The organism is Massilia luteola (assembly GCF_034420155.1).
In the GTDB taxonomy this organism is placed as follows: domain Bacteria; phylum Pseudomonadota; class Gammaproteobacteria; order Burkholderiales; family Burkholderiaceae_D; genus Telluria; species Telluria luteola.
The window spans coordinates 99,006-110,494 of record NZ_JAXOFN010000012.1; the positions used below are offsets into that span (position 1 = coordinate 99,006).

Genomic DNA, 11,489 nt, shown 5'->3' on the forward strand with positions numbered 1-11,489 from the left:
CTTGAACATCCTGCTGGTGCGGGTGTCGTCGCTGGGCGACGTCCTGCACAACCTGCCGATCGTGGCGGACATCCACCGCCATTATCCGGACGCCCGGGTCGACTGGGTGGTCGAAGAGGGCTACGTCAGCCTCGTGAAGCTCAACCCGCACGTGCGCAAGGTGATTCCGTTCGCGCTGCGGCGCTGGCGCAAGGGGCTCGGCAATGCCGCCGTGCGCGCGGAATTGCGCGGCTTCTTCCGCGACCTGCGCGCCGAGCAGTACGACTTCGTGTTCGACACGCAGGGCCTGATCAAGACGGGCATCGTCATGGCCTGCGCGCGCACGCGCCCGGGCGGCCAGAAGGTCGGCATGGCCAACGGCACCGAGGACTCGGGCTACGAAGGCGTCTCGCGCATCTTCCACAGCCGCAGCGTCGCCGTCGAACCGCGCACGCACGCGGTGGCGCGCGGGCGCCAGGTCGTGGCCGCGGCGCTCGGCTACGCGGTCGACACGCCGCCCGATTTCGGCCTGCCCGCACCCACGGGAAGCGCGCGGCCGGACTGGATGCCGGCCGACGATTACGCCGTGTTCTTCCACGGGACGGCGCGCGACGCGAAAAAATGGCCGACGGCGCACTGGATCGCGCTCGGCCAGGCGCTGGCGCCCATGACGATCCTGCTGCCGTGGGGCTCGCCGCGCGAGAAGGAAGAGGCTGAGCGCATCGCTGCAGCGCTGCCGAACGCGCGCGTGCTGCCGAAACTGTCGATGATGGACGCGGTGGAACTCGCGCGCCACGCGGCGCTCGCGGTCGGCGTCGACACGGGCCTCACGCACATCGCCGCCGCCTTCGTGCGGCCGACGGTCGAAATCTATGCCGATTCGCCGCGCTGGAAGACCGAGGGCAACTGGTCGCCGCGCATCGTCAACCTGGGCGACACGGGCGCGGCGCCGCCGGTCGCCGACGTCGTGGCGGCCGCGCGGCGCCTGCTGGAGAGCCGTTGATGCGCGTGCTGTATTCGCTGATGTGGTGGCTGGCGCTGCCGCTCGTGCTGGGCCGCTTGTGGTGGCGCGGGCGGCGCGAGCCCGGTTATCGCACGCACCTGGGCGAGCGCCTCGGCTTCTATGGCCGCGGGCTCGAAACACGGCCGACCATCATGGTGCACGCCGTGTCCGTCGGCGAGACCCGCGCCGCCGAGCCGCTGATCGAGGCGCTGCTGGCCGCGCGGCCGGACGCGCGTATCCTGCTCACGCACATGACGCCGACCGGCCGCGCGACCGGGCGCGCACTCTTCGCCAAGCATGGCGAGCGCGTGGTGCAATCGTTTCTGCCTTACGACACCGGCTTCATGGTCGGCCGCTTCCTGCGCCATTTCGCACCGTCGATCTGCATCCTGATGGAGACCGAGGTGTGGCCGAACCTGATCCACGGCTGCGCCGCGCACGGGGTGCCGGTGGCGCTCGTGAATGCGCGCCTGTCCGAGCGTTCGCTGCGCCGCGGCCGACAGTTCGGCGGGCTGATGATGGATGCGGCGCGCGCGATCACGCTGGTGGCCGCGCAGACGGAGGCGGATGCCGCGCGCATCGCGTCGCTGGGCGCGCCCAACGTCGCCGTCACGGGCAGCATCAAGTTCGACGTCGTGCCACCGGCGGCCGCGCTGGACACGGGCGCCATGCTGCGCGCGCGCTGCGGGGACCGTCCCGTGCTGCTGTGCGCTTCCACGCGTGAAGGCGAGGAGGCGCTGATCCTCGACGCGTACGAGGCCCTGGACGCGCGCCCGGCCGGCATGCTGCTCGTGCTGGTGCCCCGCCATCCGCAGCGCTTCGACGAAGTCGCGCAGATGGTCCTCGCGCGCGGCCTCACGCTGGCGCGCAGGTCGGCGCTGCCGGAGTACGTGGACACCGACGTGCTGCTGGGCGATTCGATGGGCGAGATGTTCGCCTACTATGCGGCCTGCGATTGCGCCTTCATCGGCGGCAGCCTGCTGCCGCTGGGCGGCCAGAACCTGATCGAGGCGTGCGCGCTGGCCAGGCCGGTGCTGGTGGGCGAGCACACCTTCAACTTCCTGCAGGCGACCGAGGAAGCCGTCGCCGCGGGCGCCGCGCTGCGCGTGCCCGATGCGCCGGCCCTGCTGCGCGCGGCCGCCGGCCTGCTCGACGATGACGCCCGGCGCGCCGCGATGGGCGCGCAAGCGCTGGCCTTCGCATCACGCCACCGCGGCGCAACAGTGCGCACTGTTGAACTCTTGCAACAAATTATTGCCTAGCTTTTGCTACCATTCTCTTTAATTAGAAAATGAAAGGGGATGCACATGTTGTGGTCAAATCGCTCGCGAGCGGCCGGCAACGTGGACGGCGGGGCCGCGCTTCTGGACCAGCCCGACACCGAGATTCTCGGCGCCGACGCGATGCCGGCGGCCACGATCCCCGTCGTGCATCCGCCCGCCGCACGATACAGCCTGCATTTCTGGGTGCGCTACTCGTTCGTCGAATACATCGGCTTCATGTGGGAGCATGGCGGCTACCTGATCCGCCGCCGGCATATCCGCTGGCCGATGGGGGTGTATCTGCGCCTGAAAAGCACGCTGTCGGCGGCCGTGCATTTCGTGCTGCTGCAGCGCGGGAAGCGCATGTACGAATTCCAGATCGACCAGCACGGCATCGTGCGCACCAGCGACACGGGCGTGAGCCTGATCGGCTGGGATGACGTGCAGCGCATCCGCACCTATTCGAGCGGCTTCATGATGATCCTCAAGCGCGGCACCTTGCCGATTCCGTTCCGGTGCCTGAACAAGGACGAAGTCAGCGCGATGGAGGGCATCGTCGAGGCGCGCGCGGCGGGCGAACTCCAGTTCCGCGCATCGTGAACGTGTGTTCCGTGGGCACGGGGTGCCCACGATGTGATCCTTGATCACTCGTCCGGGAACAGCACCGGCATCTCCACCGACCGCTTCTTGAGCGCCACCTTGGCGCCATCGTAATCCGGAAAGACCTCGCCGACGACGGCCCAGAATGCCGGGCTGTGGTTCATCTCGCGCAGGTGCGCCAGTTCGTGCACCACCACGTAGTCCAGCAGCGCGAGCGGATAGTGCACCAGCTTCCAGTTCAGGCGGATGTTCCCGGCCACCGTGCACGAGCCCCAGCGCGTGCCGGCCGACGAGATCGCGCACGAGCGATACGTGACGCCCACGCGCGGCGCATACAGGTCCAGGCGCTCGCGGAACATGCGTTTCGCCTCGTCCTGGAACCACAGCTTCACGCGCTCGCGGATCTGCCAGGTCTCCAGGCCAGGGGTCACGCCCAGGTGCAGCGTGCGCGTCTGCGCATCGTAGAGGCAGTGGCTGCGCGCGGCCGGGTCCAGGCGCAGGGTGATGTCGTCGCCCAGGTAGGGCAGTTGCGCGCCGTCGACCCATGCCACCGGCGCGCGTTCGGCGCGCTCGGCACGGCGCTCGCCGCGTTCGAACAGCTTGGTGAGGATCCAGCGCTGCTTGGCGCGGATGGCGCGTTCGATGTCGTCCAGCGGCGCGCGATTCGGCGACGTCACGAACAGGCCGTCGTCGCAGACCATGAAGCCGTGCGAGCGGCGCGCCGAGCGGCGCAGCGCGTAGTGCACGGTGTGCGATCCGAGCTGGATGCGCCGCAGCGGCGGGTCGTTCGGACCGACGGGCGGAATGGGCAAGGTGCGGGTCGGCACCGGCGGTGCCTTGAACAGCGGGACCGGCGGCACGGCTTTCGCCGCCGGCGTGGGCGTGGGTGTGGGCGTCGGCGCTGGCTTGAGCGCCGCGCCGGGTTCCTGGGCAAACAGCTCCAGCTGGTTCGCGTCGGTCTTGGGGGAGGTCATGGTGGGCGGCTTCGATGGTGCTTTGGTCTGCGCGCCCAGTTCATTCAAATACCTGAATAGGCGTGGGGCGAAATGACGCGCATTTCCGATTCTATCCAATTTTCGACCTCTTGCATCAGACTGTCGGGAGTGTGATTTTCCGGCGCAATCGGCTTGCCGATCGAGACGGTGATGAGGCCGGGCCGCTTGATGAACGAATTCTTGGGCCAGCACTCACCTGAATTATGCGCGATCGGCACGACGGTGGCATCCGCCGCGATCGCCAATCGCGTACCGCCGCTTTTGTATTGCCCCTTCTGGCCTACCGGGATGCGCGTCCCTTCCGGGAACATGATGATCGACTGGCCGTCCGCGAGCCGCGCCTTGCCGATCTTGACGACGTGGGCGAAGGCGCGCTTGCCCTTGCTGCGGTCGATCGGGATCATGCGCAGCAGCGCCATGCCCCAGCCGAAGAAGGGGATGTACAGGATCTCCTTCTTGAAGACGTAGACGAGCGGCCGCTTCATATTCGGCAGCATGAAGATGGTCTCCCATGCCGACTGGTGCTTCGACAGCAGGATCACGGGACGGTCCGGCAGGTTCTCGTACCCCTTCACCTCGTAGCGGATGCCGCAGATGACGCGGGCGCACCAGATGATGAAGACGTTCCAGCGCGACGTGACCCAGAAGCGCGTGTTGTACGGGAACGGCGCCGCCAGGAAGCAGACGCAGGCCCAGACGACGGTGGCGACGGCCATGACGACCGTGAACAACAGGGAACGCAGGAACAGGGCGGCGGTACGCAAAGGCGAGGTCTCCAGGGCTGGGGTGGCGGTAGTGACGATCATGCGGCGGCAGGCGCCGGCGTGGACGCGGTCTTGAGGAAGGCGTCGACCATGGCGGCGAGGTCGGGGAAGACCTGGGTGCCGGGCGGCAGGCCGCCCGTCTCGTAGGTCTTCTCGCCCTTGCCGGTCAGGACCAGGTAGGGCACGCAACCGCAGATGAAGCCGGCCTGCAGGTCGCGCAGCGAATCGCCCACCGTGGGCACGCCCTTGAGGCTGAGCTTGAAGCGCTTGCTGATCTCCTCGAACATCCCGGCCTTGGGCTTGCGGCAGTCGCAGTTGTCGATCGCCGCGTGCGGGCAAAAGAAGATCGCGTCGATGTCCGCGCCGACCAGCTGGGCGCTCGCATGCAGCTTCTGGTGGATCGCGTTCAGCGTCGCGATGTCGAACAGCTCGCGCGCGATGCCCGACTGGTTCGACGCGATGACGACGCGGTAGCCCGCCTGGTTCAGGCGCGCGATCGCCTCCAGCGAACCGGGAATCGGAACCCACTCGGCGGGCGACTTGATGAATGCGGGAGAGTCATGGTTGATGACGCCGTCCCGGTCGAGGATGATCAGCTTCATGGCTTCGTTTCGCTTATGCCGCCAGCTTCGAGATGTCGGCCACGCGGTTCATCATGCGGTGCAGGATGGACAGCAGGGCCAGGCGGTTGTTGCGCAAGGCGACGTCGTCGGCCATCACCATCACGTCGTTGAAGAACGCGTCGACGTCGTCGCGCAGCTGGGCCAGCGTCTTGAGCGTGCCCGTGAAGTCGCCGCGCCCGAAGGCCGCGTCGACTTCCGGCTGCACCCGCTGCACGCTCGCGTACAGCTTTTTCTCCGCCTCGTCCTGCAGCAGCGCCGCATTGACGGCGCCCGCCTGCGCGAGCGCTTCCTCGTTCTTCTTGAGGATGTTGGTGATGCGCTTGTTGGCGGCGGCCAGCGAGGCGCTTTCCGGCAGCGCGGCGAACGCCTGCACGGCCTCCAGGCGCTGCACGGCGTCGTCCACGCGGTCCGGGTTCTGCGCCAGCACGGCTTCCACTTCGTTCGGCGCGAAGCCGCGGTCGCGCAGCAGGCCGCGCAGGCGGTCCAGCATGAAGGCCGTCACGTCGAGCGTCGGATCCTTGAAGGTCGGCAGGTAGTCGAAGACGCCGGCGGCGTCGTGCAACAGGTCGGACAGCGCGAGCGGCAGGCGCTTCTCGACCAGCATGCGCATCACGCCGAGCGCGTGGCGGCGCAGCGCGAACGGGTCTTTTTCGCCGGTCGGCTGCAGGCCGATCGACCAGATGCCGACGAGGGTTTCCAGTTTGTCGGCCAGCGCCACCGTCAGGCCCGTATTCGTCGACGGCAGGGCGTCGCCCGAGAAGCGCGGCTGGTAGTGCTCGGACGCGGCCCGTGCGACTTCTTCGTGCTCGTTGTCGTTGCGGGCGTAATACGTGCCCATGATGCCTTGCAGCTCGGGGAACTCGCCGACCATGTCGGTCAGGAGGTCGGCCTTCGCGAGCTGCGCGCCGCGTTCGGCCAGCAGCACGTCGTAGCCGAGGCGGCGGGCAATGGCGCCCGCGAGGCGCGTGACGCGCTGCGTGCGCTCGGCCTGGGTGCCCAGCTTGTTGTGGTAGACGACGTTCGCCAGCAGCGGCAGGCGCGATTCGAGCGACTTCTTCTTGTCCTGTTCGAAGAAGAACTTGGCATCCGACAGGCGCGGGCGCACGACGCGCTCGTTGCCGCCGATGATGGCGGACGGATCGTCGGTCGCGAGGTTCGATACGATCAGGAAGCGCGAGCGCAGCTTTCCGTTCGAGTCCGTCAGCGCGAAATACTTCTGGTTCGTCTGCATCGTCAGGATCAGGCATTCCTGCGGCACGGCCAGGAACGCTTCCTCGAAATGGCATTCGTAGACGACGGGCCATTCGACGAGCGCGGCCACTTCCTCCAGCAGCGATTCCGGCATCAAGACCTGGTCGGCGCCGGCCTTGGCCAGCAGCTGGGCGCGGATCGATTCCTTGCGTTCCCCTGCATTCGCGACGACCTTGCCGAAGACCTTGATCAGTTCATTGTAGGCGTCGGCATGGACGATATCGAACGGCTGGCCGTTCGACAGGAAGCGGTGGCCGAGCGTCGCGCGGCCGGCGTCGAGGCCGAGCAGGGACAGCGGCACGACGTTCTCGCCGTGCAGCGCCAGCAGCGAGTGCACCGGGCGCACGAACTGCACGGTCGCGCCGTCCGGACGCTGGTAGCTCATCACCTTGGGGATCGGCAGCTTGGCGACCGTCTCTTCCAGCACCGGCTGCAGGCCCGCGGCGAGCACGCTGCCCGGCGCCGTGTAGGTGTAGAAGAAGCTGTCGGCCTTGCCGTCCTGGGCGCGTTCCAGGTCGCTGACCTTCAGGTCGGGGAAGCCGAGGGCGGCCAGCTTCTTGGCCAGCGGCGCGGTCGGGTTGCCGTCCTTGTCGAGGGCGACGGCCACCGGCAGGATTTTTTCGCGGATGGTCTTGTCCGGCGACGTGGCGCGCACGTTCGTGATGGAGACGGCCAGCCGGCGCGGGGTCGCGTAGGTGGTGACGACGCTGTCGGCGTCCGTGAAATCGCGGGCCTTCAGGCCGTTCGCGATGCCGCTGGCGAAAGCGGCGCCCAGTTTCACGAGTGCCTTCGGCGGCAGTTCTTCGGTCTGCAGTTCGACGAGTAGTGTCTGATTCATGGTGTTGTCTTGTTCTGTTCTCAGGCGGCCGCTTTCGGCAGCATCGGGAAGCCCAGCTTCTCGCGCGAATCGTAATAAGCCTGGGCGACGAGGCGCGACAGGGTGCGCACGCGGCCGATGTAGGCGGCGCGCTCGGTGACGGAGATGGCGCCGCGCGCATCCAGCATGTTGAAGCTGTGCGAGGCCTTCATGATCTGTTCGTACGCCGGCAGCGTGAGCGCCAGTTCGATCAGGCGCTTGGCTTCGCTCTCGTGGTTATTGAAGGCCTGGAACAGCAGGTCCGTGTTCGAATGCTCGAAGTTGTAGGTCGACTGTTCGACTTCGTTCTGGTGGAACACGTCGCCGTAGCTCAGCGACTTCGTTTCCCCGTTCTCTTCCCACTCGGTCCACACCAGGTCGTAGACGTTCTCGACGCCCTGCAGGTACATGGCGAGGCGCTCGATGCCGTACGTGATCTCGCCCAGCACCGGCTTGCAATCGAGGCCGCCGACCTGCTGGAAGTAGGTGAACTGCGTGACTTCCATGCCGTTCAGCCAGACTTCCCAGCCAAGGCCCCAGGCGCCGAGGGTTGGGCTTTCCCAGTCGTCCTCGACGAAGCGCACGTCGTTCTTTTTCAGGTCCAGGCCCAGCGCTTCCAGCGATCCGAGGTACAGGTCGAGGATGTTTTCCGGCGCCGGTTTCAGGACGACCTGGTACTGGTAATAGTGCTGCAGGCGGTTCGGGTTCTCGCCGTAGCGGCCATCCTTGGGGCGGCGCGACGGTTGCACGTACGCGGCGCGCCAGGGTTCCGGTCCGATCGCGCGCAGGAAGGTGCCGGTGTGGAAGGTGCCCGCGCCGACTTCCATGTCGTACGGCTGGAGCAGGGCGCAACCCTGCTTGTCCCAGTAGGTTTGCAACGTCAGGATGATTTGTTGGAATGTAAGCATATTATTGACTTGGAGCCTGCGACTGCCTGAGGCGTCGCGCGCACGGCGCGCGTACGCGGCGGGTTTGCTAAAACACCAATTCTAGCGGGTTTTACTGATTGGCTTGAAGTGAATCGCTTATTTTATCCGGTCGTCTGCCGGCGCCGTCCCGCGAACCAGGCGCCACCCAGCAGCAACGCGCCCAGGGCCAGGAACAGCAGGTTGCCGAAGCGGATATACGGCGTGCTGCCGGCCATGCCCTGCACCGTGGCCGCCAGCGTGCCCTGGCGATAGAACGGGAGCAGCGCCTGCACGTTCCCGCGGCCGTCGATGACGGCGGTGGCGCCGTTGTTCGTGGCGCGCAGCATCGGGCGGCCCGTCTCCAGGCTACGCATGCGCGAGATCTGCAGGTGCTGCGGGATCGCCACCGATTCGCCGTACCACGCGAGGTTCGACACGTTCAGCAGCACGGTGGCCGGTTGCGCTTCCGCGCGCAGGTTGTGCGCGATCTCTTCGCCGAACACGTCTTCGTAGCAGACGTTCGGCAGCACCCGCTGGTCCTTCACGGCGAACGGCGCCTGCACGGCCGGGCCGCGCGTGAAATCGCCCAGCGGGATCCGCATCAGGTCCGTGAACCAGCGGAAGCCCGTCGGGATGAATTCGCCGAACGGCACCAGGTGGTGCTTGTCGTAGCGGTAGGACTGTCCCTGCGGACCGATGCCGGCCACGCTGTTCGCGTACACCGTCATGCTTGTGGCGAGAGGAATCCCGAACAGGTAGGCGCTGCCGGTGCGCGCCGCGTAGTCGCGGAACGTCTGCAGGTAGTCGGGCGGCAGCTGGTTCGGGAATACCGGGATCGCCGTTTCCGGTGCCGCGATCAGGTCGGCCGGCGCGGCCGTCAGCATGTCGCGGTAGCGCACGAGGATTTCGCCCAGGTGCTCGGCGCTGAATTTCTCGTCCTGGCGGATGTTCCCCTGCAGCAGGCGCACGGTGAGCGGTTGGCCGGCAGGATGCGTCCAGGCGACGTGCTTCAGGCCCCAGCCGGTCAGCAGCAGCGCGGCGAACAGGGCCAGCGCCGGCAGCTTGCGGCGCTGGGTCAGCATCGCGATGCAGCCCGCGCACATGGCCACCAGCACGCCGATGCCGTACACGCCGAGGACCGGCGCGAAGCCGCCGAGGGGCGCCGCCACGTGCGCATAGCCCGATGCCGCCCAGGGAAAGCCGGTGAACACCCAGCCGCGCATCCATTCCGAGACGCCCCAGCAGACCGGGAAGACGAGCAGCAGGAACGCTGCTACCTGCAGCGCCCACCGTTTGCGCAGCCATGACGCGGCGCCGGCCGCGAACGCGCCGAACAGTCCCATATACAGGCCCAGCAAAGCGATGGCGATGGCGGACAGCACGGCCGGCAGGCCGCCGAAGCGGTTCAGCGCGATATACAGCCAGTGCATGCCGGCCACCGACCAGCCGAAGCCGAACGCCCAGCCGAGGAACGCGGCGCGGCGGGTCGAACTGCCCATGCCGACCTGGTAGAACAAATAGGCGAGCGCGATGAACTGGAGCGGCCACCAGCCGAAGGGTTCGAACGAGAACAGGCTCGAGGCGCCGGCGAGGGCCGCGACGACGAGGCCCGTGACGCTCGGCCGCGTGCCGCGCAGCGCGGGATCGGGCGCCACGGCGGGCTTGCGGCGGCGCCGCGGGTTCAGACTGGATGCCAACACTGCAGGTCCCGCGTCAATCGTGATCGTCGTCGACGGCCGGGAGCTTTTCGACCAGCAGCACGTGGATCTGGCGCGCGTCGGCGCGCAGCACTTCGAAACGCAGGTTCTCGAGGTCGAACACTTCGCCCTTGTGCGGCATGCGGCCCAGGTGGCTGGCGACGAGGCCGCCGATGGTGTCGACGTCGTCCGCGGGCAGGTCGACGCCGATTTCTTCGTTGAACTGCTCGATCTCCGTCAGCGCCTTCACGCGCCAGCGCGGGCCGTGCTGGCCTTCCTTGATGGAGAGGATGTTGTCCTCTTCCTCGTCGAAGTCGTACTCGTCCTCGATGTCGCCGACGATCTGTTCCAGCACGTCTTCGATGGTGATCAGGCCGGCCACGCCGCTGTACTCGTCGACGACGATGGCCATGTGGTTGTGGTTCGCGCGGAAGTCGCGCAGCAATACGTTCAGGCGCTTCGATTCCGGGATGAAGATCGCCGGGCGCAGCATGTCGCGCACGTCGAACGATTCTTCCGCGTAGTAGCGCAGCAGGTCCTTGGCGAGCAGGATGCCGACCACTTTGTCGCGCTCGCCCTCGATGGCGGGGAAGCGCGAGTGCGCCGTTTCCAGCACGATCGGCAGCCATTCCTCGATCGGCTTGGTGATGTCGATCACGTCCATCTGGGAACGCGGGATCATGATGTCGCGCACCGACAGGTCGGACACCTGGAACACGCCTTCGATCATCGAGAGGGCATCGGCGTCGATGAGATTGCGTTCGTGCGCATCGTGCAGCACTTCGAGCAGCTCGGCGCGGTTTTCGGGTTCCGGGGAAATCAGTGCGGTCAACCGTTCGAACAGCGATCGGTGGGTTTTGGCGTCCGTGCGGACGTCAGCAGGGTGCTCGGGCATAGTTGGCGTGAAGCCGTTGTTGCGATGGGCCATAGGATACACCAAAAGCCGTCGTGCCTGATTTTTATGCAGCACCGGGGGCCAGGCGGACACTCGCTATCCGCACGATCGTGCGCGTTGGCGGTATGGCCGTGACCCGTGCGCCATTGCCTGCAGAGTTCGTCCTATAGTTGGCAGTCTGCTACGGAAAGGAACCGCCATGCCCGCCTTGAACGTCAACGGCACCACCACCGACCTCGATGTCCCCGACGACATGCCCCTGTTGTGGGCAATCCGCGACGTGCTGGGCCTCACCGGCACCAAGTTCGGCTGCGGCGTCGCCCTGTGCGGCGCCTGCACCGTGCACCTGGACGGCCAGGCGATCCGCTCGTGCGTGACGCCCGTGTCGGCCGCGGCCGGCAAGAAGATCACGACCATCGAGGCGATCGCCAACGATCCGGTCGGGGCCAGGGTGCAGGACGCGTGGCGCAAGATCGACGTCGTCCAGTGCGGTTATTGCCAGTCGGGCCAGATCATGTCCGCCACCGCGCTGCTGCACGCGACCCCGAAACCGGGCGACGCCGACATCGACAACGCCATGGCCGGCAATATCTGCCGCTGTGGGACCTATAACCGCATCCGCAAGGCGATCAAGATCGCTTCCGGCCAGGCATGAG

At 67.0% G+C, this 11,489-nt stretch carries 11 protein-coding genes; 4 read left to right on the forward strand and 7 right to left on the reverse strand.

The features are described 5' to 3' along the window. Position 1 precedes the first annotated feature (1 nt). Genes waaC through U9J41_RS14215 form a run of 3 tightly spaced genes read left to right on the forward strand, consistent with a single transcriptional unit; the run spans position 2 to position 2,844 of the window. Complete coding sequence (gene waaC, locus U9J41_RS14205) at positions 2-982, forward strand: lipopolysaccharide heptosyltransferase I (protein WP_322402848.1); 981 nt, start codon at positions 2-4, stop codon at positions 980-982. Next, the gene (gene waaA, locus U9J41_RS14210; protein ID WP_322402849.1) at positions 982-2,244 is read left to right on the forward strand and encodes a lipid IV(A) 3-deoxy-D-manno-octulosonic acid transferase; all 1,263 of its coding nucleotides are present in this window, start codon (positions 982-984) and stop codon (positions 2,242-2,244) included. Before waaC ends, waaA begins: the two co-directional genes overlap by 1 nt. Positions 2,245-2,289: 45 nt before the next feature. Continuing rightward, a complete protein-coding gene (locus U9J41_RS14215) occupies positions 2,290-2,844 on the forward strand; it encodes a YcxB family protein (RefSeq protein ID WP_322402850.1) in 555 nt (184 codons plus the stop codon). A 44-nt stretch (positions 2,845-2,888) separates the two neighbouring features. Here U9J41_RS14215 and U9J41_RS14220 read toward each other — a convergent pair whose 3' ends face one another. The 7 genes from U9J41_RS14220 to U9J41_RS14250 form a co-directional block, all read right to left on the reverse strand. Next, entirely contained in the window at positions 2,889-3,818 is a 930-nt protein-coding gene (locus U9J41_RS14220; protein WP_322402851.1) for a M48 family metallopeptidase, read from the reverse strand. A 44-nt stretch (positions 3,819-3,862) separates the two neighbouring features. Continuing rightward, complete coding sequence (locus U9J41_RS14225) at positions 3,863-4,645, reverse strand: lysophospholipid acyltransferase family protein (RefSeq protein WP_425260451.1); 783 nt, start codon at positions 4,643-4,645, stop codon at positions 3,863-3,865. Further along, the gene (gmhB, locus tag U9J41_RS14230) at positions 4,642-5,205 is read right to left on the reverse strand and encodes a D-glycero-beta-D-manno-heptose 1,7-bisphosphate 7-phosphatase (RefSeq protein WP_322402852.1); all 564 of its coding nucleotides are present in this window, start codon (positions 5,203-5,205) and stop codon (positions 4,642-4,644) included. Before gmhB ends, U9J41_RS14225 begins: the two co-directional genes overlap by 4 nt. A 13-nt stretch (positions 5,206-5,218) precedes the next feature. Continuing rightward, a complete protein-coding gene (glyS, locus tag U9J41_RS14235; protein WP_322402853.1) occupies positions 5,219-7,315 on the reverse strand; it encodes a glycine--tRNA ligase subunit beta in 2,097 nt (698 codons plus the stop codon). 20 nt (positions 7,316-7,335) lie between these two features. Continuing rightward, positions 7,336-8,241 (reverse strand): glycine--tRNA ligase subunit alpha, encoded by a 906-nt coding sequence (glyQ, locus tag U9J41_RS14240; RefSeq protein WP_322402854.1) that lies wholly within the window; start codon positions 8,239-8,241, stop codon positions 7,336-7,338. Between the two features lie 122 nt (positions 8,242-8,363). Beyond that, entirely contained in the window at positions 8,364-9,941 is a 1,578-nt protein-coding gene (gene lnt / locus U9J41_RS14245; RefSeq protein WP_322402855.1) for an apolipoprotein N-acyltransferase, read from the reverse strand. A 13-nt stretch (positions 9,942-9,954) separates the two neighbouring features. Beyond that, the gene (locus tag U9J41_RS14250) at positions 9,955-10,833 is read right to left on the reverse strand and encodes an HlyC/CorC family transporter (protein WP_322402914.1); all 879 of its coding nucleotides are present in this window, start codon (positions 10,831-10,833) and stop codon (positions 9,955-9,957) included. Between the two features lie 199 nt (positions 10,834-11,032). On the opposite strand from U9J41_RS14250, the gene U9J41_RS14255 reads away from it, so the two are divergent. After that, entirely contained in the window at positions 11,033-11,488 is a 456-nt protein-coding gene (locus U9J41_RS14255; protein ID WP_322402856.1) for a (2Fe-2S)-binding protein, read from the forward strand. The last annotated feature ends 1 nt before the right edge of the window (position 11,489 follow it).